At 56.6% G+C, this 26,416-nt stretch carries 19 protein-coding genes and 1 pseudogene; 8 read left to right on the top strand and 12 right to left on the bottom strand.

The features are described 5' to 3' along the window. The 5 genes and pseudogenes from ACF8AM_RS00685 to ACF8AM_RS00705 form a co-directional block, all read right to left on the bottom strand. Positions 1-281: pseudogene (locus tag ACF8AM_RS00685) on the bottom strand (MotA/TolQ/ExbB proton channel); the annotation flags it as partial. 10 nt (positions 282-291) lie between these two features. Continuing rightward, a complete protein-coding gene (locus tag ACF8AM_RS00690; RefSeq protein ID WP_392553776.1) occupies positions 292-2,007 on the bottom strand; it encodes an alpha-amylase family glycosyl hydrolase in 1,716 nt (571 codons plus the stop codon). Further along, complete coding sequence (locus tag ACF8AM_RS00695; RefSeq protein WP_392553777.1) at positions 2,004-3,281, bottom strand: glycosyltransferase; 1,278 nt, start codon at positions 3,279-3,281, stop codon at positions 2,004-2,006. The genes ACF8AM_RS00690 and ACF8AM_RS00695 overlap by 4 nt, the downstream gene beginning before the upstream one ends. A 45-nt stretch (positions 3,282-3,326) precedes the next feature. Next, entirely contained in the window at positions 3,327-4,301 is a 975-nt protein-coding gene (locus tag ACF8AM_RS00700) for an HAD family hydrolase (RefSeq protein ID WP_392553778.1), read from the bottom strand. Then, entirely contained in the window at positions 4,298-4,840 is a 543-nt protein-coding gene (locus ACF8AM_RS00705; RefSeq protein ID WP_392553779.1) for an FxsA family protein, read from the bottom strand. Before ACF8AM_RS00705 ends, ACF8AM_RS00700 begins: the two co-directional genes overlap by 4 nt. A 321-nt stretch (positions 4,841-5,161) precedes the next feature. On the opposite strand from ACF8AM_RS00705, the gene ACF8AM_RS00710 reads away from it, so the two are divergent. After that, positions 5,162-8,845 (top strand): PVC-type heme-binding CxxCH protein, encoded by a 3,684-nt coding sequence (locus ACF8AM_RS00710; RefSeq protein ID WP_392553794.1) that lies wholly within the window; start codon positions 5,162-5,164, stop codon positions 8,843-8,845. 85 nt (positions 8,846-8,930) lie between these two features. Here the strand turns inward: ACF8AM_RS00710 and ACF8AM_RS00715 are convergent, their stop codons facing one another. Continuing rightward, a complete protein-coding gene (locus ACF8AM_RS00715) occupies positions 8,931-9,230 on the bottom strand; it encodes a FliM/FliN family flagellar motor switch protein (RefSeq protein WP_392553780.1) in 300 nt (99 codons plus the stop codon). Positions 9,231-9,273: 43 nt separating this feature from the next. Here ACF8AM_RS00715 and ACF8AM_RS00720 point away from each other — a divergent pair, with 43 nt between their 5' ends. Continuing rightward, positions 9,274-9,612: a histidine kinase gene (locus ACF8AM_RS00720; protein ID WP_392553781.1), complete on the top strand. Its 339-nt coding sequence runs from the start codon at positions 9,274-9,276 to the stop codon at positions 9,610-9,612. Positions 9,613-9,783: 171 nt separating this feature from the next. After that, positions 9,784-10,779 carry an adenosine kinase gene (locus tag ACF8AM_RS00725; RefSeq protein WP_392553782.1) on the top strand — a complete coding sequence of 332 codons (996 nt, stop codon included), beginning with the start codon at positions 9,784-9,786 and terminating at the stop codon, positions 10,777-10,779. A gap of 85 nt (positions 10,780-10,864) precedes the next feature. Here ACF8AM_RS00725 and ACF8AM_RS00730 read toward each other — a convergent pair whose 3' ends face one another. From ACF8AM_RS00730 to ACF8AM_RS00740, 3 genes are all read right to left on the bottom strand, one after another. After that, positions 10,865-11,545, bottom strand: a complete 681-nt coding sequence (locus ACF8AM_RS00730) for a peroxiredoxin-like family protein (RefSeq protein WP_392553783.1) — start codon at positions 11,543-11,545, stop codon at positions 10,865-10,867. Between the two features lie 186 nt (positions 11,546-11,731). Then, entirely contained in the window at positions 11,732-14,095 is a 2,364-nt protein-coding gene (locus tag ACF8AM_RS00735; protein ID WP_392553784.1) for an ATP-dependent helicase, read from the bottom strand. A gap of 119 nt (positions 14,096-14,214) precedes the next feature. Next, a complete protein-coding gene (locus tag ACF8AM_RS00740; protein ID WP_392553785.1) occupies positions 14,215-15,945 on the bottom strand; it encodes a BBP7 family outer membrane beta-barrel protein in 1,731 nt (576 codons plus the stop codon). A gap of 672 nt (positions 15,946-16,617) precedes the next feature. On the opposite strand from ACF8AM_RS00740, the gene ACF8AM_RS00745 reads away from it, so the two are divergent. The 3 genes from ACF8AM_RS00745 to ACF8AM_RS00755 all read left to right on the top strand — a co-directional run bounded on the left by ACF8AM_RS00745 (position 16,618) and on the right by ACF8AM_RS00755 (position 21,776). Then, entirely contained in the window at positions 16,618-17,304 is a 687-nt protein-coding gene (locus tag ACF8AM_RS00745) for an RNA polymerase sigma factor (RefSeq protein ID WP_392553786.1), read from the top strand. A 232-nt stretch (positions 17,305-17,536) separates the two neighbouring features. Then, positions 17,537-18,778, top strand: coding sequence for a hypothetical protein (locus tag ACF8AM_RS00750; protein WP_392553787.1), 1,242 nt, complete (start codon positions 17,537-17,539; stop codon positions 18,776-18,778). A 112-nt stretch (positions 18,779-18,890) separates the two neighbouring features. Beyond that, positions 18,891-21,776, top strand: coding sequence for a trypsin-like peptidase domain-containing protein (locus ACF8AM_RS00755; RefSeq protein WP_392553788.1), 2,886 nt, complete (start codon positions 18,891-18,893; stop codon positions 21,774-21,776). Here the strand turns inward: ACF8AM_RS00755 and rsmA are convergent. Then, the gene (gene rsmA / locus ACF8AM_RS00760; RefSeq protein WP_392553789.1) at positions 21,767-22,747 is read right to left on the bottom strand and encodes a 16S rRNA (adenine(1518)-N(6)/adenine(1519)-N(6))-dimethyltransferase RsmA; all 981 of its coding nucleotides are present in this window, start codon (positions 22,745-22,747) and stop codon (positions 21,767-21,769) included. The genes ACF8AM_RS00755 and rsmA overlap by 10 nt on opposite strands. Next, positions 22,744-23,418, bottom strand: a complete 675-nt coding sequence (locus ACF8AM_RS00765; protein WP_392553790.1) for a riboflavin synthase — start codon at positions 23,416-23,418, stop codon at positions 22,744-22,746. The genes rsmA and ACF8AM_RS00765 overlap by 4 nt, the downstream gene beginning before the upstream one ends. Positions 23,419-23,624: 206 nt before the next feature. Between ACF8AM_RS00765 and eno the strand changes: the two genes are divergently transcribed. Continuing rightward, entirely contained in the window at positions 23,625-24,911 is a 1,287-nt protein-coding gene (gene eno / locus ACF8AM_RS00770) for a phosphopyruvate hydratase (protein WP_392553791.1), read from the top strand. Positions 24,912-25,060: 149 nt separating this feature from the next. Here the strand turns inward: eno and ACF8AM_RS00775 are convergent, their stop codons facing one another. Next, positions 25,061-25,327 (bottom strand): Trm112 family protein, encoded by a 267-nt coding sequence (locus tag ACF8AM_RS00775; protein ID WP_392553792.1) that lies wholly within the window; start codon positions 25,325-25,327, stop codon positions 25,061-25,063. Positions 25,328-25,459: 132 nt separating this feature from the next. Here ACF8AM_RS00775 and ACF8AM_RS00780 point away from each other — a divergent pair, with 132 nt between their 5' ends. Beyond that, positions 25,460-26,230, top strand: coding sequence for a hypothetical protein (locus tag ACF8AM_RS00780; RefSeq protein ID WP_392553793.1), 771 nt, complete (start codon positions 25,460-25,462; stop codon positions 26,228-26,230). Positions 26,231-26,416 lie beyond the last annotated feature (186 nt).

The following is a 26,416-nucleotide window of genomic DNA, read 5'->3' on the forward strand; positions in this document are numbered from 1 at the left end:
ATTCGCATCCGTTGACTGAGTGCCACGCGGTGCGCCGAACCCGTTGGCTCCACCAAGACGTCGTGGATGTCGGCCAGGCAAGCCTCGATCTGATCCGATGGATGAGCGTCGTGATCCATTCGGCTGCGATTGGGAAGCGAATCGGTGAATCGTTGCAGCGTTTGCACGATCTTCTTGCGATCTCCCCGTGCCCACATCGCCAGCACGAAGAAAAAGAACACGTGTGCCAACGCGGCAACCACGATGGCAATAGTCGAGTAAGACGAAATCAGCTCTAGCATGGCCAATCGTTCAGGTGGTGGAAGAAGACTTCAACCAGCGTACCTGATACGGAGCCATCGCGATGGGGGCGTTGGGATCCAATGCCTCGTCCGACAAAGCGTCAAAGGTGAGATCGACTGGCAAGTCCGCTGGTTCGATCTGGCGTGCTTCGCTGGACAAGTTGGCGAGCACGCACAACGGAGCCTGGTCGCCGAGTTGTCGCACAAACCCAAGAAGCCCATCGGTTGGCAATTCTAAAATGGTCTGTGACGCGTTGGGATGAAAGGCGGTCTGCTCCTTCCGAATCTTCAACAAGTCCCGGTAACCGTCAGCGACGAGTTGTTGCAGCGAACCTGGTTCGGCAAGGGCCGCTTCCAGTTCCGCTCGTTCGTATTTGTGGCGATTGATGCGACGGGGAATGTTCGAGGCTTCCACGCCCGCGATGTCATTGGGGGATCCAACCAAGGAATGAAAGTAAACCGCCGGCACTCCTCGCATCGACAACATGATCGTTTGCGTGGCCAGGAAACGCTTGGCATGTTCGGTTGCGGGAACCGTGGTGCGATCGGCGACGGCATCCAAGTAGGTGACGTTCAGCTCATAAGGACTTTGCGAACCATCCGGTTGGGTCCGCATTCCAATGCGCCCGCCGTGCGCTTTTGCAATTTGAACGAGGGCGTCAACACGTTCTTGAGGCAAGATGCCTTCCACGGGCCGAACGCCGATGCCGTCGTGCGAGGCCGTGAAGTTGAAATAAGTGACCTGATCGGTTGGCAACTCCAGCGATTGCATCCAATTCTGAAGCACGCCAGTGTCACCGCTGTGGATCGCGTCGAGCAACAACGGCGGCAAACTGAACTGGTACACCATGTGAGCTTCATCGGTGCCGTCGCCAAAGTACGAGATGTTTTCAGCGTGGGGCACATTGGTTTCGGTCAGCACAATTGTTCCCGGTGCGGCAACATCGAGAACGTGTCGCATCAGTCGGACCGCAGCGTGAGTTTGCGGGAGATGCAAACACGACGTGCCGATCTCTTTCCACAAAAACGCAATCGCATCGAGCCGAATGATGCGGGCTCCGCGACGAGCGTATTCGACCAACGTTTCGAGCATCGCCAACATGACACGTGGGTTGGCGTAATTCAGGTCGACTTGATCGGCGCTGAACGTGGTCCACACATGCCGCTTGCCCGATGCAGAATCAAATTCCGTCAGCAGTGGCAAGCTACGCGGTCGCACGACTTCCGAAAGATCTTCCGATGGATCGGCGGTGGCGTAGAAGTCTTTGTATTCCGGTTCGTCGTTCAGGAAACCTTGGAACCAACGGTGTTTTTGCGACGAGTGATTGAGCACCAAGTCGTACATCAAATCAAAGCGTTCGCCCAATCGTTGGATGTCATCCCAGTCGCCTGATTCAGGGTCAACGGCCAAGTAATCCGCAACGGAAAAACCATCGTCGCTGGTCGAGGGACAAAATGGAAGCAAGTGAATGCAACGGATCAATTCGTCGAGATGGTGATCCAGCAAGAATTGACGTTGGGCGTCGAGCGGCGACTTGCCCGGTTCGCGAATTTGATCGGCGTAGGTGATCATCACCACATCGCGATGATCCCACAGTTCGTCGGGAGAGGAGGAATGATTGGATTGGTCAAAGCACCTCTGCAAGCCTTCGGCAAGCACGTCGGGAACATGCCCGTACACATCGGTGATCCGTGACCGAGTGACGTCGTCGATGGTGAAACTCACAAGTTGTCCTGTCCAGTGAAGTTAGTCACGAGAGCTCGCAGTTTGCGCCGCAGCACCCCGTAGGAAAAGAAAGCACGGCCGATCTCGTAATTGAAGTCAACCATCTCATCTCGGTACGCTTTGTCGCGGATGATCCGCTCCACCTTCGACACAACGTCCTTGGTCAAGTAGCCATCCATGGAGATGACCTTCGCCCCTTTGGGCTCGATGTCGGCGACGTAAATCGAATAACGATTCACCAACAACGGTTTGCGATAGTAGAAAGCTTCCAACAGAGCATTGCCGAACCCTTCGTAGATACTTGGGTAGGTGATGAAGTCGGCTTGCGCGTAGGCATCGCCCAGCGTGTAGATGCGATTTCCATCTGCGTCGATCGCGCGTTTGTCGCCGACTTGATGATCGCAAAGTCGCAGATCAACGCCGCTGCTTTCGGCCAAGTCCATCAGGACCTGCAGGTACTCGTTGCCTTCGTCACCACTGGCGTGCGAGATCACCAGTTTGCACTTGTCGTTTTTAAGTGCGGCGACCAACGCGATGGCGTGCTCGATGCCTTTGCGAGGCACGACGCGAGTTGGTTGCAAGAACAGAATGTCGTCTTCTTCCAACCCAATGTCTTTGCGGAAGTGAGACGAGTACTCGTCGGCTTGCGGTGGTTCGTTTTCAAAGTCCAACACGTTGGGCACCAAGATTGACGAGACGCCACGGCGGTGCGACAGGTCTTCTTGTGCGAACGAGTTGATCGTCACGTTTTGAATTTGTGGCAGCGCCGGCGGAAACGCCATCCACAGCATGTCGGTCACGGCAGACACACTGAAACGATCTCGTTCCCAGTAAAAATCGTGGTGGTGCGCGATGGTTGGAAAACCGGTTTCGGCGATGAAGTTCGTCAACGCCACCCCAAGCGGCAGGTTCATCGGGATGCACAGCGCGTTTTGGACGATCAGCAAATCCAGATCGAATCGACGCGTGAATTCGTACAGCGTTTTTTTCAAGTAGTCCGCCAGCGTGTAGATTCGCTGGGTGACATCGGGTGTTCGAGTGCGAGTGCCAAATGCGCGGCGGTTGATCCACTCAATGTCCGGATGACCAAAGTAAGCATGCGGCACGACCATCGAGGTCGCTTTGTCGCGGTCACTTTGTCCGGAATACCAGTGGCTCACATGGCCATTGTCCCAGAGAACCTGAGCCCATTTTGCGCTTTCGAGCGACACCCCGTCGGTGCCGGCAAAACGCGTTCCCACAAAGCCGATTTGGACGCCCATCGTAGCTGTCACTCTTGCGTGTTTCGTCTGGCGGCAGAACGTCGCGGAAACGTTCTCTCACAAACACTCTACTATCTGATCCCAGTGTGTCAGCACCATGTCAGGCAAACATTTCTCGCAGCGAGCATCTTCGGTCCGCAATCGCAAGCTGCGGCCGTCCCCCGCGAACAGAGCTGTTCGCAAACCAAACTGCTTCGCCGCCCAGACATCGTTGAGCATGTCGTTGCCAATGTAGAGAACCTGCGACGGTGAAATTCCGGTGCTGCCGAGGTGTGACATTGCCCGTTCAAACAGCAACGGCCCTGGTTTGGCGGCTCGATAGCGATAGGAAAAATGGCACGCGTTGAGGTCGAACACGGATGACAGATCTCCCGCAAGCGTTCTTTCAATCGAATCGCTTGACGAGTCTTGTTTTGTGTCCTGCGAACGCTTCGCGAGCAATTTTTGAACAATCAGCGGAGTGTAAAACTGAGCGTTGCTGACGATCCCCAACCGGCGACCTTTGGCCTGCATTTGCTCCAACGCTTCCTCTGCCCCCGGCATCGGCCAAACGGGATTGGAGCGACCTTCGACGCCGCAAACCCAAGCCACCAAAATTTTTGGGTTGGTTGCCAAATCTTCGCGTCCATTGGCCAGCAGCACCCGTCGCCAGATCTCCAGGATGTCGACCTCCGGTTTGGGATTCGTCTCCGAATGCGAGGCCTGGTTTGTGGCCACGATCTGATCGCGAAGCTGGTCGAAGGTGGGGATCCCGGTCAGGTCGTCGACGCCGGCGGCGGTGGCCGATTCGCGAATCCAGCGGTTTGCTGCGTCGTGTTTGGCATCGTCGGCGGTTCCGACGTCGCCGCTGCCGCTGATCACCAAGGTGCCGTAGACGTCCAGCAAGATGACCTGGATCTCTCGCAGATCCATTTTTTTGGGATGAGCCAGCGGTGCGTGTTCAGGGGCCACCGCGATCGGAGTGGGCTGCAGCGGTGATGACGAAAAAAGCAGGGCTGTCAGTTGTTGGTCGCGGTTGTTGGATGAGTTCACGGCGAAGGCGATTGTTTGGGTTCGAAGTGAGGCGAGTCAATCGTATCGCCCGCACCGCCGGAACGCTGCCCCGATGAAGTCGATCGCCGAGGATCAAAGCCTCTTGGATCAAAGCGGTCGTCTGCACCGCGACCACCGTTTGAACCGGGAGGGCTGCCACCGCCAAACGTGCGGACTTGAAAACTGCCGGCGAAACGGTTTCGCAACCACCCGCCGATGAACCTTCGTCCGGTAGGTGTCAGCAACGTGAATCCGAGGGCATCGGTCAGCAACCCAGGTGTCAGCAACAAAGCGGCTGCCACTGCGATCATCAACCCATCCTGAATTTCCTGGCTGGGCATTTTGCCTTGCGATGTGGCCGATTGGAATCGAAACCAAGTCGCCAGCCCTTCGCGTCGAGCCAGGTACGAACCGATGATCCCCGTGATGATCACGATCATCAACGTGGTCAGCCAACTGGTGGCATCTGCCAAACGCAGTAGCAGGACCAGCTCAACGAACGGAACAACAATCAGCAGAGCGAGAAGTCGAATGAACATCAATTCGGGCTCGAATCAAGGAAGGAAGCCACTGCCAACTTGGCAATAGAATCGGGTAAGATCAAAGGCTGTACGACGCTGTTGCGATTCTCGTTCCGCAAACCGTCGTCTCTCGCCTCGTTTCCTCCCATCTCCCCGCCTTTTTTGATGCGATTTATGAATTCTTTCGCGATTTCGCGGTTTCTATCCAGCCACGGGGCCAAGTTGGTTTCGACCAATGGGGCGTCTTTTCCCACGGCCCCATTCGCTTCGCGATGGGTCGCGCTGCTCATCGGATTGGGCTCTTTTTTTGTGACTTTGGCTGCCACCGACGTGTTCGCCATGGATCCGTCCGAACTGCCTGCGAAAACGCGTTTGGCGTTCGTGGGTAACGGAACCGCGCAGCGAATGAGCCTGTACGGGCACTTGGAAACGATGCTGCATTTGCGAACCAGCGAGAACCCACTGGTGGTTCGTAACTTTGGTTGGCCAACCGATGAGGTTTCATTGCAGCAACGTCCCGGCAACTACACCGTCATCGACGATCCTTTTGAAGTCTTTGCACCGCAAGCGTTTCTGTGTTTCTTCGGGATGAACGAATCGTTCGCTGGGGACGACGCGGAACAAATTGCAAAATTCGAAGCTGACTACCACGCTTACTTGGACGGGTTGTCAGAGCGATTCTCCAGTGACGGGCGACCGGTTCAGTTTGCTTTGGTCACGCCGATCGCATTCGAACCTTCTGGCAACCCGTTGCAACCTGATGGTTTGCTTCACAACCGATACTTGGCCGCTTACGCCGACGCCGTCAAACGAGTGGGCAAGCAACGCGAATTGACGGTCGTTGATGTGTTCACACCGACCGCTGAATTGTTCCAGCAACAACCGGGTTGCCAGTACACCATCAATGGAATGCATCTGAACGAAGCCGGAGACGAAGCGGTTTCGTTGTTGATCGATGCGGCTTTGTTTGAAGGTGCAGGACCTGCGGTCGGCGCGGAACGCTTCGAAGCGATGCGGCAAGTCGTCAACGACAAGGCTTGGTTGCACCAGCAAGATTACCGAATGCTGAACGGTTGGTACGTCTACGGTGGACGCCGTACGTGGGACACCGAAACTTTTCCAGGTGAGTTTCAAAAGATCCGCAAGATGGTCGCCGTTCGCGATCAGTATTTGTGGGACATGGCGGCGGGCCGTGATGTGCCGGACAAAGTCGATGACTCTCAAACCGGCGAAGTCTTCATCCCCGAAACCATGTTCGGATCCCGCGATGAATCGTTCCGTGAAATGCGTGAGCCCAAGACATTGGAATATCCCACACCGGAACAATCCATTTCACAAATGGAGATTCCCGATGGGTTCGAAGTCGAATGTTTTGCCAGTGAGAAAGACTTTCCGGAACTGGCAAACCCGACTCAAATCGCGTTCGATCAACGGGGGCGGTTGTGGGTGTCGTGCATGGTCAACTACCCGCAGTGGTTACCTGGAAGCAGTCGCCCCAGCGATCGATTGTTGATCTTGGAAGACACAGATGGCGATGGAAAAGCGGATGTGTGCAAACCGTTCTACGACCAACTGATCTGCCCCACCGGTTTTGAGTTTTACAAAGATGGCGTGTTGGTGATCGATGAACCACACATCCTATTTTTGCGAGACACCGACGGCGATGACGTGGCTGATGAAGTCACGCACGTGTTGGATGGAATTGGCACCGATGACACTCACCATGCAATGGGCGCATGGGAGTATTCCAATGGCGGGCGACTGCACATGCAGGAAGGCATCGCGATGTCGACGACGGTGGAAACCCCTTGGGGCCCCGTTCGAGAAGCGGGGGCCTCGGGCAGTTACGTTTGGGACTTGGAAAGTCTGCGTTTGACCCATTTTCGCACGCCTGGTCAGTACAACCCGTGGTGCCTCGTCTTTGATCAATACGGCAATGGAATCATCGGTGATGGGACCAACGCACAGCACCACTGGACGAATGCCTTGTCAGGCGGCGAAGTGCCTTCCCGAAAAACGCTGGAACCCATCTTCGACAACCACGGGATTCGTCCTGCGGCGGGCAATGAGATCTTGCATTCACGCCAATTCCCGGAAAAGTTCCACAATCGTTTGGTCTATGCCTGCGTGATCAATATGCACGGAATGCCTTCGTTCGAGCTTCGTGATCCAGAGGACGAAGCCGGTTTGGCAGGGGAACGATCCGAAGATTTGCTGGTCAGCACGGACATGTTTTTCCGCCCCGTCGATCCCAAGATCGGCCCCGACGGAGCATTGTGGTTTGGCGATTGGTGCAATGCATTGATCGGTCACATGCAGTATTCACAGCGTGACCCGAACCGCGACCATGAACATGGCCGCATCTACCGGCTTCGTCATCAAACGCGACCGCTCTTGGACGTTGTGACTCAGGCGGATCTGCCAATTTTGGAAGTCATGGACCAGCTGTTGGCTTACGAAACTCGCACTCGATATCGTGCCCGTCGCGCGCTGCGTGGGCGTCCGGAGGAGGAAGTCGTCGCGGCAACGAAGCAGTGGTTGCAAAACAATCCAACCCCCGAGGCCGCTCTCGAGATCCTGTGGGTTCAAGAATCGTTCCACAACGTGGACTTGGATCTTGCCAAGAAGGTATTGGCAGAGGGCAACTTCCAGCAACGAGCCGCTGCGACTCACATCGTTGGCAATGAATGGCGTTTCCTGTCCGGCAACGAACAAGCCAACACAGCGGATGAAATCGAGTTGGCGGTGGATTTGCCGTTCGTGCAGTTCTTGCTGGAGGCAGGCCGAGACGACCACGCTCGCGTTCGTTTGGAATCGCTTCGAGCCGCGAGTCTGATGGACCATCCCGTCGGTGTGCGAGTGGCCTTGGCAGGCGTGGACCGGCCCGCGGACAAGTGGATTCAGTATGTTTTGGAACACACCATGTCGGCTCTTTCGGCGCACTGGGACGGTGACTCACCCGAGATCCAAGAACTGATTGCATCGTTGCCACCGAAGGCGGCGGAGTACTTGAAGGAATACAAAATCGCGACCGGTCCCGGTGCGGAAGTCTACCGCCCGCTGAAAGTGTTGGCGGATGTGGATGCCAAGCAAGAGGACCAATTGGTGGCTCTACAAAAAGTGGTCGCTGCGTCTCGTGGGAACGCTCAAAACGGCGCGAAAGTGTTTGAGCGTGTGTGTGCCGCGTGTCATTTGCATGGAAAGATCGGCAAGGCGTTTGGGCCAGAGTTGACCACGATTGGTGAACGGATGACGAAGGAACACATCATCCGTTCGATCGTTTGGCCCAATGAGGAAATCGCCAAGGGGTACGAGACCGTCATGATTCTGACCTTTGACGGGGAAGCCGTTGGCGGGTTCATCTTGAAGGAAGATGAGGAGAGCATTTCGCTGGGGATTGCCGATGGCAAGATCAAGGTCATCGACAAAGAAGAGATCGAGATTCGCAAACCGATGAAGGCCAGCAGCATGCCAGAAGGTTTGACCGAAACGGTTGCTCCGGGCGAGTTCTTGGACTTGTTGGCGTTCTTGGGTGGCAGTTGGGTTGCGACGAATCCCAATACTGATTTTCCGCTGCGAAAGGACGGTGATTTGATCGAGGTGACGCGAGATTCGATGGTCAGCATTCCGGATGATTGGCCCACCGTGTGGAATCGCGAAGCCGAGCACTTGCTCAGTGGCGAAGGCGTTCGGCGAGACCGGTTTGCTGTTCACTCCAAACAGCCGGCGACCGATCCGGCTGTGATCATTCGATTGGCGCAGCCTGCGGAGTTGGTGCGAGGCACCATCACCAATCGCCGTGACGAGGAGTTTCACGATCGAGCGAAAGGATTGGCCGTTTGGACGTCGCAGGACGGCAAAGAATGGACGCGTGTGTGGAAGAGCGAATCGCCCCAAGCGGAGTGGAAGGTGGAACTTCCCAAAGACACGGTGGCCAGCTACATCAAGATCGGGCTGGAAGGAACCGGGATTTTCCACATCGATCGAGCGGTCTTCTTCGGGCGACCGTTGAAGGGTGAGTGAACCGCTGGGTCACGAATTCGTGAAGATGAAACGAAACCTGGCCCGCTGGAAATCTCCGATTGATTTCAGGCGGGCCTGGTAGCTTTCAGTCTTCTTGGGGGACGCCAATTTCTCGGATCCGCAAGCCAAACTTGTCGCCAATTTTGACGGTTTCGCCAATGGCAAGAGGGTGTCCGCCCGCACGAAGTTCCAGCGGTTGGTCGCAATGAATGTCGAAGGTCAGCATCGATCCGGGGACCAGCGAAAGAATCTTGCGAAGTGATTCTTTCTTTTCTGCCAAGGTGACGTTGACGGTGGTGCGGATCTTCAGAACCTTCTCCTGGTACATCGAAGATGCAGGAGGATTCGGTTCGGTCGGCTTGTCTTGAGTTGCGTTCTCGCTCATTCTTTCTTGATCCTGGCACCTCGTTTATCGACCGGAAACCTCCATGAAATCAACTGTATTGTTCCTCTCCGGCGATTTGATTTTTGCCTCCCGCGTTCGAGCGGCCTGCGAAGCGTCCGGAATGACGTTTTCTCTGGCCGGACGTTTGCCGGAAGAGCCCAACGAAGAGGTCGGATGGGTGATCGTTGACCTGTCGACCCGCAACGGTGTCGTTGCTGAGCTGATGCCGGCGGTTTCACGCGTGTGTCCCGACGCTCGCGTGATTGCCTACGGACCACACGTCCAGGTGGCCCGCTTGAAGGGGGCCCGCGAGGCCGGTGTGCCGACCGTTCTGACGCGAGGCCAATTCGACGCGGGATTGTCATCGATGTTCGCTGGCTGAGAGCACCGCAAGCGAACCCAGTCGGGGCTCTCAGATGGGGAACACCAGTTGGCTGGCGGATCTGGGACCCGCGGGTACACTGCGGGCCCGCCCGGCTGATGCGAAGTTGCCCCGAGGTAGCCCATTCGCAGGGGCGGACGAACTCGTTCTTTCTCTCTTTGGTTGAATTTGATGACGCACGATGTTTACGCGGTTGGCAATGCTCTCGTTGACATTCAGACAATGGTTGCCGACGACTTGCTATCGGAATTGCAACTCGACAAAGGCATCATGACGCTGGTCGATGACGAAAAACAAGCGACCGTGCTGAGCCGATTTGACCTGCCGTCGCTGTCTCGTTGTGCAGGTGGATCCGCCGCCAACACGATCGCCGCAGTCGCGGACTTTGGTGGCAAAGCCGCTTTCGTTGGAAAGATTGGTGACGACGAAACGGGGCAATTCTTCTTGAAAGACTTGCGGGCGCTCGGTGTCACGATCGATGTCGATCCGCAGCCTGAGACGCCCAGCGGAACGTGTGCGGTGTTGATCACCGAAGACGCTCAGCGAACCATGCTAACGAACTTGGCCGCGTCGACCGCGTTGTCTGAAAAGGACATCGACGAAGAGGTGATCGCGGCGAGCAAGTACGTCTACATCGAAGGCTACTTGTTCACCGGCGAACAAACCAAAGCGGCCGCTTACAAGGCGATCGAGCTGGCGAAAAAGAACGATGTCAAAGTCGCATTCACCGCATCAGATCCTTTCCTCGTCAACATGATGAAGGATGAAATGTGGGACCTGATCCGAGGCCCAGTCGATTTGTTCTTCTGCAATGAAGAAGAGGCAAAGAGCCTGACCGGACTAGATGACCCCATCGCTTGTGCGAACAAGATTCACGAGTCGGCCGAGAACGTTGCGATGACTCTGGGGCCGAACGGTTCGATCTTGATGCACGGCGGCGAAGCGATTCCCGTCGAAGGCGTGAAGGTCAAAGCGATCGACACGACCGGAGCAGGTGATATGTATGCCGGCGGCATCCTGTACGGCATCACCAACGGTTTGGATTGGCGTCAGTCCGGGCACTTGGCTTCTCACGCCGCCGCCCGCGTGGTGGCTCAAATGGGCGCTCGGTTGGCCACTCCATTCACCGCCGAAGAAGTCAAGCAATTAACTGATTTGACCGCGTGATCCGAAGCTTGCTCAAGAACTAAAACAATAAGCGCACCTGTGACGACTCGCAGGTGCGCTTTTTCGTTGTGGCGTTTGAGATCAGCTACTGAAGTTTCTTGACCGCAGCGACAACATCGGTTGGCTCGGCCCGTTTCTTGTAGTCCGCATCCAGGAACGCGTAGGTGATCTTCCCGTCGGTGTTGATCACATAGGTCGCTGCCAGAGGCAGTTCCATCGCGTCGTTGCCGTTGAACTTGGCGAGTTGCAGTTTGTCTCGATAGATCGGGACGATGGATTCGGGCAAGTCGAACACGATGCCGAATTTCTTCGCGAGCTGGTTGTTTCGGTCGTGCAAGACCAGCATGTCGAGGTCGTTTGTTTCCGCTGTTTCCTTCGCCTTTTCAGGGAGTTCAGGCGTCAGGACAATCAGCTTCGCACCGGCACCTTCGATGGCCGAAAGCTGTTTTTGCATCGCACGCAATTGCAGGTTGCAGTACGGGCACCATCCGCCGCGGTACCACATCAAGATGACAGGGTTCTCGGACCACACTTCGCTGAGCGTGACTTCGTTTTCGTCCCAGCCTTTCAGGGTCGCGTCCGCGGCTGAATCGCCGACCTGCTTGGCGGACTTTTCAATGCCGCTGGCACGAACTTGGTCGACACCACCTTGGAACGTCTTCAGGACTTCTGCCGGGTATCGCTTGGTCGCGTTTTCGGCAGTTTCCTTCAGTTGGGAAGACAGGCTTGTATCGGAGTGCTCATCGGCACGAGTTTGAGTGGACATAACCATCGCGGGCAAGAAGGCGGCGCAAAAGAACAGGCTGAGACGCATGGGTTCGCAACGTTGATCTGGAAAGGAAGAGAAGATTGGCAACAGTTGGAGAATGTCTGCTGCCAACGACGATCCGCCAGAACCAAACGTGACCTTACCGTCCGAAATGACCGGGTATTGGTGCGGGCTCGTCGCGAATCAACGTTCCACTAATTCGATCTTCGCAAACGCGAGCCGAAAGGTCTCCTCGGTCTCTTCGAACTGAATCTTGGCAGTCCGTTTGGGCCCTTTTCCAGTGAGGGCGATGATCGTGCCTTCGCCATATTCATTGTGGCGGACCGTGCTGCCTTCGCGGTAGGCACCTAGCGGGGTGGCGCCGGATTGCAACAGATCGCTGGCGGTCTTGAGTTCGGTTTGGATGGAAACCTTGGGCTTCTTTTTCTTCGGAGGCGGCACGTCGTCGTGATACAAATCCGGAATTGCGGATTGATCCGTCATCGGGATGATGCGCGGACCTTCGGCGACTTCAGGTTGTCCGGCGGGGCCGGTGTCGGTGACCGCAGCGGGCTCTTGGACCAAATCCCATGAGTCCGGGTATTCGTCGTCGTAGGCATCGTCAAAGAAGTTGCGACTGCCTTTGACTTCGACGACCTGCATTTCATCGCGAGGCAATTCGCCCAGGAACATACTGGGGATCGCCGGTTGGTTTTCGCCACGGAAGCTTCGCAATTTCGCGTAGCTGATCTGCAACCATTGTTCGGCTCGTGTGACCCCCACGAAGAGAAGACGACGTTCCTCTTCGAGTTGCGTTTCGTCTTCTTTGCTACGGCGGTGAGGCAGCAGGTTGTCTTCGACCGCAACGATGAACACACGAGGGAATTCCAGACCTTTGGCCGCGTGCAATGTCATCAGGGTCACACGGTTGTTGGAATCCTCAAACGCGTCGGTGTCCGAGACCAATGCGACTTGTTCGAGGAACGCTTCGAGCGATCCGTCTTCCGGATGCATTTGGTCGAATTCGACGGCCGCGGAGATGAATTCGTCAACGTTGGCGATCGGATTGTTGTCTTGTTGCTCTGGAGTGGTTCGTTCCAGGTAGGCGACGAATTTGATCTCTTCGATCAAGAACCGGAGCATGTCCTCCAGTGTCGCGGTCGCTTTGACAGACAGGCGGTCGTAGAGACGAACGAACGATGTCACCAACGTCTTCGCACGCTTCGACAGCGAATCGATTTCATCGACTCGGCGAGCGGCTTCCAACATCGGGATGCGATGATCGTCGGCGAAACGTTGCAGTCGCTCGAGCGTCTTGGCACCGATGCCTCGCGTTGGCGTGTTGATGACGCGAAGCAGCGCCACATCATGACGTGGGTTGTTGATCAGGTGCAGATAGGCCAGCAGATCCTTGATCTCTTTGCGTTGATAGAACTCCAGCCCGTTGACGATTTGATACGGGATGCCTCGATTTCGCAGGGCGTGTTCGATCGATCGCGTCAGCGCGTTCATACGGCACATGATCGCGAAATCTCGCGGTTCGGCATTGCCCGCGATCATTTGGTTGTCAATTTCATCGGCGATCCCGTCGGCTTCTTTGTAGCCGCTTTCGTACTGACGCAGCGTGACCGCTTCACCGGTCGGGTTGTCTGTGAACAGGTTCTTTTGTTTGCGACGGCGGTTGTGTCGAATCAGTTGATCGGCGACACGAAGGATCTCTGGCGTGCTGCGGTAGTTTTGTTCCAGACGAACCGTTTTGACGCTCGGGTAATCCTTTTCAAAATCCAGGATGTTGTTGAGGTCGGCGCCACGCCATCCGTAGACCGATTGGTCGGGGTCGCCCGTCACGGCGAGGTTGGGATGGTCAACGGAAAGAGCTCGCACGATGGCGTACTGAGCCAAGTTCGTGTCTTGGTACTCGTCGACCATGATGTACTTGAGCTTTTCGTCTAAGTTCGATCGCACCTCCGGGTTTTCCCGTAGCAACCGAGCGAAGTGGAAAAGCAAGTCATCGAAGTCGACCGCGTTGGCGGTCAGCAATTGTTGTTGATAAACCGGGTAGACCTTTGCTGCGACGGTGTCGCCGGCCCGGCCGGTTTGCTGAGCCATGATCTCCGTAGTGATCAGCCGGTTTTTCGCGTTGGAGATCGCCGACGCGATTTGCTCGGGCGAGGTGTGGCTGGTCGACACACCAGCGGCCGCGATCGCACGTTTCATCGCGGATTTGGAGTCGGACGAATCGTAGATCGAGTAGTTTTCGGCCAACCCGACCATCGGTGCGTAACGCCGGAGCTGTTGCGCGCAGAACCGGTGGAATGTGCCCATCCAGACGGGTTGGTTGGGGGCGAGCAGATCGACTCGCGACCGCATTTCGTCAGCGGCTTTGTTGGTGAACGTGAGCGCCGCGATTTGCCACGGGCGGATTCCGCTTCGCAGCATGTAGGCGATGCGGTGGGTGACGACGCGAGTTTTACCGCTGCCGGGGCCGGCGATAATGAGCAGAGGTCCGTCGATGTGCTGGACCGCTTCGGCTTGTGCCGCGGTCAAATCTTTTGTGATGGCATCCATGACGCAAGATTAGCGTTCCCAGGGGAACTGGGCAACGCAAACAGGGGACCGACTCGATGGCCGATCCCCTGTGCGAGATTCTCAGAAAGTGATGATTTGGCGGTTGTCCGCCGAACTGATCACCACATGTATTCAAGACCTGCTGCGAAACCGTTCAGTGTCAACGACGTTTCCGAGGTGCTTGGTGCCGAGACATTGGCTCCGTTGACAGAGAAGTCGTCGATGAAGCTGTTGTCCAGCGGAGCCGTCATCACATCGTCGATGGTCAGCAGGTGATACGAACCACGCAGTGACAACGAGTGCGAGAAACGATAGACACCGGTCGCTTGGAAATCCAAGATGAAGGCACCATCTTGTCCACCCGTGTCGAAGGTATTCAAGCCGCCAGGGGTGGTTCCAATTGATGCTTTTTGGCTGAAGTCATTTTGAACCCACGCTCCTTTGACTTCGGCACCGAGCTGAATTCCTGGACGTGCGTTCCACCAGAGGTCAACGCCGGCTTGAGGTCCAAAGTAGCGGTTGTCGACGGCAAAGCTTTGCTGGAAATCAGCGATCGTGCTGGCTGGAGTTCCCGAGCCATTGAACGAGAAACCGTTGTCAAAGACGACGTGACGAAGGCCGAGCAACCACGACCCTTGGAAGCGCCCGTAAGGACCAACCGTGCGACGACGGTAGTTGATTTCGTAGCTGTCAAACTCGGCTCGTGAACTGATCTCTTGCAGGTCCGCCAAGTTCGCGTAGCCGCCTGGAGGAGTCGTCCCGTAACCAGAGTAGATCGAGGTCAGACTGCTCGTGCTGCTAGTGGCTCGGGCGTAGCCTTCCCATTCCTGACCGCCCATGTAGGTGAACTCGACGTTCGAGCCAACACCGAAGATCAGAGCGAAGGAGATACGTGCTCCGGCTTCCAGGTCATCGTCGCCCAGGTCATCTTGCGTCAAAACGGGGTTGTCGGCGACGTTTGGCGTGCCGGTGGTCCCATCGTTGGTCAAGACACGACCATCGGCGAACCCATCGAGTTCTTGCGTGAGGAACAATCCTTCCACCGAAACGTCATACCAGCGTTGGGCTGATTTGCCGGCTTCGGAGTAGGGTCGCAGGGCTTCGGAAAGGCTTGCCAGTCCGCCGCCGATGTGTGCTGCCAAGATACCGAAGTCGGTGCTTCCCGGGCCACACTCGTTGAGGCTGCCGAGCAAGCCGCCTTGTCCCAGTGAGCCGTTGGTCAGGCAAGATCCCAGCCCGCCACAGGCACCGCATCCACCACCGCCGCAGGATCCGCAGCAGTCGCCCATCACGGCGGGCAACAGACCTTGGAAGTTGCTGCCGCACTGGCCGCTGGTGCAACCGGATTCGCCGCAACCGCAGCCCATCGAGTCGCATCCCGCAGCGTATCCTCCGCCAAGGAAGCCGCCGCCTTGATAGCCAACCGGCATCACACCAGCAGGTGCGTAACCTGTGGGGGCATAACCAGTCGAACCGTATCCACCAGGCATCATCAGCGGAGCCGATGGCAAGGTGGTTGCGATCGATTGGGCACCGGGCATCGACCCCGGTGGCATCGACATGGCTGGCATGCCGTCGACCATTCCTGCGGGTTGAACCCCAGGCGGCAGCATGAAGCCACTGGCCTCGTAATCCATCTCATCACCCGCAGTGGGTGGAGCCGCCGTGACTGGCGTGGCAACTGCGGCGGCGATCAAGCCTCCGCAGACCAAGTCACGGAGCTTTCGTAATTTGACCGTCACGCTTTCGCTGAATGATTCCGTCATCCCATTGTCCTCAAGGGTCACACGCAGTCCGGTTCTTTGGTTGGGTCCGGGTTTGATTTGGGGATCGGGGGTCTGGGCCATCATGGGTTGCTCGTTTCTTTGCCTGGCAATTCGTCGCATTGCAATCGTCTCCGCGGTCACAAAGACCCCAAAATCCCCCCGGGGGTCCTGCTCTCGCGAGAACGCCCAGCCATAAAAATGTCCTGTGGCTGTTGGGTCACTGAGGTGCTCCGAAGGATTTCGCACCCGGCGACCCCGCCGATGTGGACCGTTCCGCCGTGGACCGAGACTGAAAGCGTTTCCGGGGAAGACTGCCGCCAAATTGGGGGCAACACCGCGAAAAGGGAGTTCAATCTCGAACGAAGAAACCGTTCCAGGCGGAGTTATCGGCACATCTTCCTGCAAACATTCGGTAATTCCGGAACAATCGGACCAACCCGAGCGACCGGTGCAACGATTTCAAGCGGTCTGGAACACGAATTGCCCCTATGGGACCACGGATTCGCTCCCTGCCAACGAGGCAGGATGTGAATCCAACGCAAGGATGACTTTGACATTTCAAGCGGGATCGCGATAATACGCATGTCGTGGCGAATTCCCTTGTTGCCTTTTAAGGGATGTTTGGATCACTTTGCGGCCTCTCCCCCTCAACGCTGGTCTGCGTGATTGTGTGTTTGTTTTGTCGGTTCATCCCCTGGCGTAACTCATTTGCAAGTAGACTGGGCGCTATTCATACTCTTTTGTGATCGATCCCCCATGAACTTTTCAACTTCCACAGCGGTCGCTGATTCGAAGGTGGATTCGGGTAACGTTTTCACCGGCGAACCGATTGCTGATCAAACCGACGAACAGTTGGTCGCGAAATATCGCACCAGCGGTCGCCGCGATATCTATGAAACGCTGATGCGACGCTATGAACGTGAGATTTACGCGTATTTGCGGCGTTACATTGGCAATGCGGAGATGGCAGAAGATGCTTTTCAGGGCACCTTTTTGCAAGTTCACCTGAAGTGCAACCAGTTCGACTTGACACGCCGTTTCCGGCCTTGGCTGTACGCGATTGCGACCAATCAAGCCATTGACGTGCAACGCCGCAACAAGCGTCACCGAATGGTTAGCTTGGACCGTCCCGCCAGCGGCCAAGAGGACGATCGTGGGGGCAGTTGGTCCGAGAAATTGGAAGGCACGATCATGGATCCCTTGATCGCAGCATCCAAGGAAGAAAACGGGCGTTGGGTTCATGAAGCGGTTGAATCGCTTGGCGAACCAATGCAGCAAGTCGTCGAATTGGTGTATTACCAGGGCCTGAAGTACCGCGAGGCGGCGGAAATCCTGGGGATCCCTGTCGGAACGGTGAAGAGCCGTTTGCATGCCGCTGTGAATCGGTTGAGCGGTCTGTGGGATGACAGTCACGACGGAGATCAGGTCGCCGAAGACCAGTAGTGATGAGGGCGGTGCTTCGGTGCCGCCTTTTTTTCTGTCCTGACTTCTGTGCAGCGATGAACCACAGGGGTGATTCGTTCGTCTGACTGTGTGTGGCTGACATTCGCTTCGGGATTCCGCTTGTGATTCCGACACATGGTTGGCCACATCTGTCTGTGTTGCCCGGTCAAAGGGTTGCTCATCGAACACTCGCCCTCGTCTGATCGTAATGGTCTAGGTCGAGACCCTTTTTTTGTGTTCTTTTTCCGCTTACGCGACGTCCTTTGTGATGCAAGAAGATCTTCTCGGATATCTGCTTGGCGCGCTCGAAGCGGACGAAATGCAGCGGGTGGAGAAACTCCTGCGTGAGAGTCCCGAGGCCAGGGAGATGCTGGCTGATTTAGAACGCAAACTGGGGCCGCTTCACGACGATTGCGAGGTGGTTGAGCCGCCGCCGACGGACTTGGTTGCCCGCACGCTGGATGCTTTGCCGCCCCTGCCGCCAATGCCGGGGATGGAATCCAGCCCGGTTGAACCGGCCGCCGATTCTCAAGTGTCCGCCTCGACACCTGGAAAACTGTCTCCCGTTCTGGAGCCCTCTGACGCTGTTTCGTGGACTTGGCGTGACTGGGTCGGGTCGTTCACGGCCGCCTGCATTCTGTTGGCGATCGCCCTTCCGTCGATGGTCGAAGGCCGCTTCATGGCTCGCAAGCAAGCTTGCCAAGACAACTTACGCCAACTGGGCATGGCGATGACGCAGTACGTCAATCGAAATGCCGAGGCTCGTCTGCCATCGGTCGAGTCAACGGGCTACCAAGCCTTTGCGGGGGTCTACGCCCCGCGTCTGCACGCGGCGGGATTGATGATGGACCCACGGTCGACCCATTGCCCATCGATCCGATCTTCTGACTTTTGGACGGCCGGCGGATTGCATTCAGCCGAGGAAGAGTTCGCATCCACGGACGTGGCTGAGCAACCGACTCTGGTGACGCTTCGCATGCTGGATGCTGCTGCTCGCGATTTGGATCGTCACGCCGTGGCCGGCGCAACGACGATGGAAGAACAGATCGCTTGGCAGGGGGCCATCGCTCGATTGCGGTGGTTGCAGCAGACGGCCGGTGGCCATTATGCCTACACGCTTGGCGTTCGTGATGGTGAGGAGTTTGCTTCGCCTCGATTCCAAGGTCGGTCATCGTTTGCCGTGATGAGTGATGCGGCAATCGTAAAAGTCGCCAATCGCGTGGTGCGAGATTCGGAAGGCTGGGCCAGCGTCTCATCTCCTTCGGACGAGGGCGTGATCAGCCACGGTGGTCGTGGGATCAACGTTTTGTACGAAGACGGCCGGGTTCGCTTTGTCCCACGAGAGTCTTTGGGCCAGTTGGTCGACCATCCGCTCGTCAATCATGAGGGACGCCCTGAAGCGGGTGTGAATATCGACGACGCTTCGCTCGCGCCGAGTTGGCAAGCACCCTTTGTTCATGCTCGCCAACGCTGAGGTGGCTTTTTATGGCCCGGCGATTTTGAATTCCCTCAAATTGCCCTCTTCTGGCCCCTGAAGACTGGAACTTCCTGCAGAGGCACCGCATCCTAGAGAGTGGTTTCAAAATGTGCGGTTTGGCAGCGGCGAGGAGATGATGCAAGGCGGATGGAAATTGGGTTGGTGGGCCGTTCTGATGGGCTCGTGGCTCACCGGTGCCGTGTGCATCGCTGATGAGCCACGTCTTTGGTCGGATCGCAGCGGCAAGTTCAGCACTCCGGCTGAGTTCATTCGATTGGAGAGCGGCGTCGTCCGTTTGAGGAAAAACGACGGTTCCGTCATCGATGTGCCGCTGAGCAAACTCAGTCCCGCTGACCAAAGATTCGTCGCGAGGAGTCGCAAGACCTCCCGTTCACGCGGTGATGCTGGAGTCGTTCGTTTCGGTGACAGGAACCAGTCCAAGGCTTCGGTGCGTGATGCGAACGCGGATGCTGGTGGTTTGGACGCAATCGCGGATTCGGTCGTCATGATCTCGACGAACGACATCATGGGAGCTTCCGGTTTCGGCAGTGGGTTCGTGATCGGACCCAATTGGATTGCAACCAACCATCATGTGGTCGAACAAGCGATGCAAGTCGAAGTTCGCTTTCGTGATGGAACCACGACCAAGGTGGAGGGGTGTGTCGCGATTGATGAAGGACGTGACCTTGCGATTCTAAAAGTGGACTCCATTCCGGCAGGCATTCGACCTTTGCAAAGCCGTCGTGACGCGAGCACCCCTTTGGGCATGTCTGTCGTTGCCATCGGGCACCCGCAAGGTTTCAGCCATACGATTAGCCGCGGGAATGTCAACGCGTTGCGCCGAACGGTGGAATTGCCGATGACGGTTCAGCAGGACTTGAAGGCGAGTGCCAACACCAACTGGATTCAAACGGATGCCGTGATCTCCAACGGCAGCAGTGGTGGTCCCATCTTGGATTCGAACGGTGCTGTGATTGGCATCGCAACTTGGATCATTCCGGGCGAGCAACTTGGTTTTGCCGTCCACGTTTCACACCTGGTGGAACTGATGGGGCAAAGCCGTTCGGCAAAGAAGCTGATTCCTTTTCCACTTCATGCGCCAGCGGATCATCCGATGGTGCCGTTGGAAGATGAAGTGGCAAAGATCATGAATCAGATCTCTCGCAGAATCGAAGAGGTGATGGTTCGCGATTTGGAGAACATTGATTTCGAAGACGTGCATCCGGCAAAGGAATTCGTTCCGCGGTTCAGAGAGTTGGCCGCTTCACAGCCGAAAACCCGGGGTGCATTTCAAGCTCTTTTTGCGGCGTTGCAATTGGCGGCCACCGGGCCGGATTCGGTGCAACCTCAGACCGAGTTCATCATTCAGCAACTGCGGCGAGATCACTTTCGGGACGAGGGCATGAAGTATGTCGCCTTCAGCTTGGTGCCGGTCGATCACGATGCAGCCCGAGACTTCATGAAGGAATTGGTGCAACGCGGTTCGCACGTGGATACCAAAGCTTGCTCAGCCTTGGCATTGGCGATCCATCTGAAGAATCGATCCGCTGAGCCGATGAAGGAGGAGGACCGGGAACTTGTCTTGCGATTGTTGAAGTACGTCATCAACAGTGAAACGCAAGCGGAACTAGAAGGCGAATCGATACTCGAAATTGCTCGGGCCATTCACCATGCGGTCGAGCATTTGACGGTCGGCGTGATGCCACCTGCGTTGGCTGCGAAAACGACGGATGGTCGTTCCGTCTCGCTCGATACAAAACCTGGCGTGGCGAAATTGGTGGTGTTTTCAGCGTCGTGGTGTGGGCCGAGCGAACGCTTGTACCCTCACCTCCGTTACTACCGTCACCTCTACAAAGAAGACCAACTTCAGATCATTGGGGTTTACGGTGACGACCAGCAAACCGTTGAACAGCTTCAGCAAATTGGGAAAGTCAGTTGGCCTTCCATCTCACAACCAGCCTCGGATGCCATCTTCGATTTGTGGCAAGTTCGTTCGTTGCCGACGGTGTACTTGATGGATCAAGACGGCGTCATTCGATTCATTTCGTTTGGCTATCCAGGAAGTCGTCTCGATCAAGAAGTTTCGAAGTTGCTCGCCCCGACCGGCAACGAGAAGGTTGCGGGAACGCAGGCCGTTCCTCCCGTGATAATTGTGAACCCCGTGCCCCAACGAGTGGAGCTCGCGCCCCGACCTGAATCGGCACCGAAGGATGCGCCGTCATCGGAAGTTGCGTCCACACCAACAGTCGCCCCCACACCGGAAACGGCCCCCGCACGCAAAGTCGCGGTTGCTCCCAAGACTCATCTGTCTGAGAAGTTGGATGCACCAGATCGGAATCCTTTGCCAACTGAGTCGGCCAGCAGTTCCATGGGAAGTGCCGATCGAATTACGAAAGCCTACGACGAGAGTTTGGTGCATGACCCAATGCCGCTGGATCTATCTGGCGTTGTCAATTGCGGATTGGATTCGGGCAACACAGGAATGCCGCTGGATCACTTAGGTGGAGTCCCAAGGGGCGATGTCACAATGGCTGGGATCCCGTTTCAAATTTTGGACGAGTTTGTTCAATTGAAGGGCCGGTTTCGCCGCCAAGGCTATCCCAAGTCTGTCCGCGTTCCAGTTGACAAAGATTTTGATTATTTGTTCATGCTCAATGGGTGCAAACAGTGGCAAACGGAGGGGCGATCGTTCGTCGCGACCGTGACGTTTGTCTACGACGATGGCACCAAGGCACATCAGTTGTTGACATACGGTGAGCACTTGAGTGATTACTGGGTGTTCGGCGAGCCACAGGATTTACCGCATGCAGAGGTCGCTTGGACAGGAACCAATGAGGCGATCCAAAAGAAGCCAGGCTGGACTTTGACGCTGTACGCAATGCGTGTGAAGAACCCGCGTCCGGAACAGACGGTCAGGGAAGTGATTTACGAATCCAACCTAGCGGGCGCGATTGCTCCGTTTGCCGTCGCAATGACAGTTGCCAACTACGACTGACTCAGTTCGGCTTGCCGGAGAGCTTCCACCAAATCGGAAATTTGTTTCAGGTTCAGTTCTTCGGCGCGAGCGGTCTCGCCGTGCCCCAGACGCCCGAGGATCTCGTCGATTGTCGGTTTGTCCAAGCGGCCTTTCATCGCGCTGATCACAACGCTTCGCAAAAACTTGCGTCGATGAAAGAACAAGGCCCGAACGGTTTGATGGAAGTACTTGAGGTCCGGAATCGCGTTGCGGCGTTCGTGATCGACGTCCAGTCGCACGATTGCCGAGTCGACTTTGGGACGTGGCCAGAACACCGAGGGCGGCAGGATGCGGACGATCTCGGCGCGGCAGGTGGCTTGAATCCAAACGCTGAGCGCGCCGTAGTCCTTCGAACCTGGACCAGCGACCATACGCTCGCCGAGTTCCTTTTGAATGGTGACCACGATGCGGTCTGGCGGCGGGTCTTGGTGCAGCAGGTTGCTGACGATTGGCGTTGCGACGTTGTATGGCAAGTTCGCGACCAACATGAATTTGCTGTCGTCAGGCAAACGCGATTTGGCATCGCGAATTGATTCCATGATGTCATCACGGAACGTGCTTTTATTCTTGAGCGCATCGCCTTGGATCATCTTCACGTGCGGGAACGGAGCCAGTTCCTCCGACGCGAGCTGAAACAGGTTTTGGTCGATTTCGACCGTGAGGATCGCGCCCGCTTGAGCCGCCATGATGGATGTCAGCGAACCGACTCCAGTTCCAATTTCCAACACGATGTCGTGCGGTTCGATATCGGCTGAACGAGCAATCAGTTCGACCAGGTTCAAGTCGATCAAAAAGTTCTGACCGTACTTGGACACGGGGCGCAGTCCAGCGGCGGTCAAGCGTTTGGACAGGTACGTCGCGGTTTGCCGTGAGCCGCGAGAAGCGTTGTTCGAACGCGCTGGAGGTTGAGACGGTGCGACGGGAGGAGTGGGATCGATTTCGTCACTCATGATTGCGGGCTCCAGGGTGTGTTAGTGGGGGACGCGGGGTTGCTTGCGTCGGCCTGGTCGTTGGCATTTCCGAACAGCAATGTTCGTTGCACATACTTGGCCAACAAGTCCGTTTCCAGATTGATGCGGTCTCCGACCTGGCGGCCTCCCAGTGTGGTGGCGTCGAGCGTGTGTGGAATCAGCGCGACTGTGAAGTAGTCTTCTCCGACATCGACGACCGTCAGGCTGATGCCGTCAACGGCAATGCTTCCCTTGGCAACGATCTGTTGTGCGAAGGGAGCGGGGACGGAGAACTTCAAGTTCGCCCATGGCGGGTCGTCGATTCGTTCGATCAATTGGCCGACGCAGTCGACGTGGCCAGTAACGTAGTGGCCGCCCATGCGATCGCCCACGGCCAGCGACCGTTCCAGGTTGACGGTGGATCCGGTCGAGAGTTCGCCGAGATTGGTTCGACTGAGCGTTTCTTCCCCCGCTTCGAAGGCCAAGTCGTCCCCATCGATTTCGACGACGGTCAGGCAGCAACCGTTGATCGCGATGCTGTCGCCCAGCTTCACATCCCGAGCTGGATCTGTGTCCCGGAAGGAGGGGGCGGCGATCACCAGACGCTTGCCCGGTGGTTGTTCCACGACGGCAGAAAGTTGACCAACGGATTCGACGAGACCGGTGAACATGACAGAGAAATGAGAGGAAGGTGGCGGATGGCGGACAAAAGGACTCAAAACCAGGCCGAAACACAGGGAATCGGTGCCGGGTGGTCAGTTTCCCAGGCATTGGACAGAATACCGCCCGATCGGACAACATCCGCCTTTTTCGAATCAAATTTTACGGCCCTCTTCTGAGCCGAATTCCGTTCCCCCCTCAATCCCATAGTGAACTCATGACACTGATCGAATCGATTCACGCTCGGCAAATCTTGGACAGCCGCGGCAACCCAACCGTCGAATGCGAAGTCACATTGATGGACGGTGCCGCCGGTCGCGCTGCCGTGCCCAGCGGAGCCAGCACCGGGATGCACGAAGCCTGGGAACTGCGAGACGGCGACAAGTCCGTCTTCATGGGCAAAGGCGTCACGACCGCTGTCAAAAACGTCAACACGAAGATCGCCGATGCGTTGGAAGGCATGGACGCAACCGATCAAGCCGCGGTTGACCAAGCGATGATCGAATTGGACGGCACTGCCAACAAAAAAGAACTCGGTGCCAACGCGATCCTCGGCGTTTCGCTGGCCGTCGCTCACGCGGCTGCCGCTTCGACCAACCAGCCTTTGTTCCGCTACCTCGGTGGTGCTGGCGCTCGCATGTTGCCCGCTCCGATGATGAACATCATTAACGGTGGTGAGCACGCCGACAACGGTGTCGACATCCAAGAGTTCATGGTCATGCCATTGGGCTTTGAACGCTTCAGCGATGCGCTGCGCTGCGGAACTGAAATCTTCCACAACCTGAAAAAGGTCTTGTCGGAAAAGGGTTACAGCACCGCGGTTGGCGATGAAGGCGGTTTCGCGCCTGACTTGAAGAGCAACCAAGAGGCTCTCGATGTGATCATGACTGCGATCGACAAAGCTGGCTACAAAGCTGGCGAACAAGTCTGGATCGCTTTGGACGCGGCATCGACTGAGTTCTACGACAAGTCATCCGGCAAGTACTCGTTGGACAACAACCAAATGTCCGGCGATGAAATGGTCGACTTCTTGGCCGGTTGGTGCGAGAAGTACCCGATCTGCAGCATCGAAGACGGATGCGATGAAGACGACTGGGAAACTTGGAAGAAACTGACCACCAAGATCGGCGACAAGGTTCAACTGGTGGGCGATGACTTGTTCGTCACCAACGTCGAGCGTCTGCAACGCGGTATCGACGAAGGGATCGCCAACAGCATCTTGATCAAGGTCAACCAAATCGGAACGATGACCGAAACCATCGACGCGATCCAGCTCGCTCATCGCAATGGTTACACCTCGATCAGCAGTCACCGCAGTGGTGAAACCGAAGATTCGACGATCGCTGACTTGGCCGTTGCCATGTCGACTGGGCAAATCAAGACTGGGTCGGCAAGTCGCAGTGACCGGATGGCCAAGTACAACCAATTGCTCCGCATCGAAGAATTGTTGGGCGATGCTGCACAGTACGGCGGCCCATTGTTCGCCAAGCGAATCACCGGCTGATCGCCGAATTCACGATGAAACGATTCAGCAAGCGGAGTCCCAGTGGCTCCGCTTTTTTGTTGGATCGATCACAAACCGTTTTGAGGCTCGATGACCGTACGATGGATTTCCAGGTCCGTCGAAACCAACGGTTCCCGCCGCCCGCAACCCTATTCCGCTTCGCTGGGCCCCGTCAGGCCGATCGCCTCGTCCACGATCAGTGTCGGGATCCCGCCACGGATCGGGTACAAACGGTCGCCCTGAGAATTGACCAACCCGCCTTCGATTGGAGCTGTCACACGTTCATCCAATTGATCTCGCGCCGTGCCGTCAGCAATCGCTTGATTGACCCTCTGGATGAGGGGATCGTCAGCCAAAGTGAGCTGACCACCGTTTGTTGGACAACGCAGAATAGGCAAAATATCCGGGGTGATCATGGAGGGCTTCTCGGGGTTTCAAAAGTTTGACTTCAAACGCGGCGAGCGTCTCACCGAATCCTAACGTCGGCAAACTACTTTTCTTGGGGCGGCCTTGCCATGCCCGATCCCACCTGCAGACGAAGGATTGTCATGCGGAATTCCAATCGGACGAACAAGTTCACTGTTGGTTTCTTGGTCGCGGGGGCATCGTTGTCCCTGGCAACCGCAGTTTCGGCACAGGACGGGGGCGAATTGCACGCCGATCCCGCCACTGGGATTGTGTACCGGAAGCAAATTCGCCAGGTCCAGCGTCCGGTCAGCGAAGTCCAAATGAAGACTCGCGAGCAAACCGTTTACACGCCCAAAACGGTGGTTGAGACCAAACCCGTCGCTCGCACATCTTACGTCCCCGTGACCACAATGATGCTGCGTCCGCACTTGGAAGGTCGTTGGAATCCGTTCCGCCAACCCACCGTGGCCTACCGGCACGTTCCTGAAACCCGTTGGGAAGCTCGCTCGGAGGTCTTTCACCAGACTGAAACCCGTGTGAAATGGGAACCCGAGACCAAGCTTGTTCAAGTCCCTGAACGGACGTTGCGGATGCAGAACGATCAAGTCGTCCAGTACGAGCCAGTCGGCAAATTGGCGACGCAAGCACAATCGCTGGCATCAACCACCAATATTCGTCCCGAGATCGCGTCGCGTCTGCGTCCGATTGATGCCAACGCACCGATCCAACCCATCACGACGGGAGCGGACCAGGCCGCTGCCGCCTCGCTGGCAACAAGAGAACGCCCGCGTTCATCGCTGCAATCGGGCATGCGGGCCACCGAACTAGCCCCATCCAACCAAACCATCTACGGCCCACCCACCACAGGAACCACCGTCGCCGGCTTGCCAGTCATCAGCGTCTGGCGGTGAGAAATTGGGAGTTGTTCTGCGTCGGTCTATAGCTGATCTCCGGGCCTAAGCACGTCGGCAGGTGTGATTGGGTGAAATTGGCGTTTGATTTGCAGCGTTGAGTCAGTGGGAACCCTTTGGATTTGCTAGCAAATCGCCTGGTGGTCAGGCGGCAATGTATGGTGGAGTTCTCCCGACAACCACGGG

The sequence above is a fragment of the Rhodopirellula sp. JB055 genome (assembly GCF_043100905.1).
Taxonomy (GTDB): domain Bacteria; phylum Planctomycetota; class Planctomycetia; order Pirellulales; family Pirellulaceae; genus Rhodopirellula.

Coding starts and splice junctions, on each gene's coding strand:
- ACF8AM_RS00705 (WP_392553779.1), bottom strand. CDS start 4,840: ATGTTCATTCGACTTCTCGCTCTGCTGATTGTTGTTCCGTTCGTTGAG.
- ACF8AM_RS00710 (WP_392553794.1), top strand. CDS start 5,162: ATGGATCCGTCCGAACTGCCTGCGAAAACGCGTTTGGCGTTCGTGGGT.
- ACF8AM_RS00715 (WP_392553780.1), bottom strand. CDS start 9,230: ATGAGCGAGAACGCAACTCAAGACAAGCCGACCGAACCGAATCCTCCT.
- ACF8AM_RS00720 (WP_392553781.1), top strand. CDS start 9,274: ATGAAATCAACTGTATTGTTCCTCTCCGGCGATTTGATTTTTGCCTCC.
- ACF8AM_RS00725 (WP_392553782.1), top strand. CDS start 9,784: ATGACGCACGATGTTTACGCGGTTGGCAATGCTCTCGTTGACATTCAG.
- ACF8AM_RS00730 (WP_392553783.1), bottom strand. CDS start 11,545: ATGTCCACTCAAACTCGTGCCGATGAGCACTCCGATACAAGCCTGTCT.
- ACF8AM_RS00735 (WP_392553784.1), bottom strand. CDS start 14,095: ATGGATGCCATCACAAAAGATTTGACCGCGGCACAAGCCGAAGCGGTC.
- ACF8AM_RS00740 (WP_392553785.1), bottom strand. CDS start 15,945: ATGATGGCCCAGACCCCCGATCCCCAAATCAAACCCGGACCCAACCAA.
- ACF8AM_RS00745 (WP_392553786.1), top strand. CDS start 16,618: ATGAACTTTTCAACTTCCACAGCGGTCGCTGATTCGAAGGTGGATTCG.
- rsmA (WP_392553789.1), bottom strand. CDS start 22,747: ATGAGTGACGAAATCGATCCCACTCCTCCCGTCGCACCGTCTCAACCT.
- ACF8AM_RS00765 (WP_392553790.1), bottom strand. CDS start 23,418: ATGTTCACCGGTCTCGTCGAATCCGTTGGTCAACTTTCTGCCGTCGTG.
- eno (WP_392553791.1), top strand. CDS start 23,625: ATGACACTGATCGAATCGATTCACGCTCGGCAAATCTTGGACAGCCGC.
- ACF8AM_RS00775 (WP_392553792.1), bottom strand. CDS start 25,327: ATGATCACCCCGGATATTTTGCCTATTCTGCGTTGTCCAACAAACGGT.
- ACF8AM_RS00780 (WP_392553793.1), top strand. CDS start 25,460: ATGCGGAATTCCAATCGGACGAACAAGTTCACTGTTGGTTTCTTGGTC.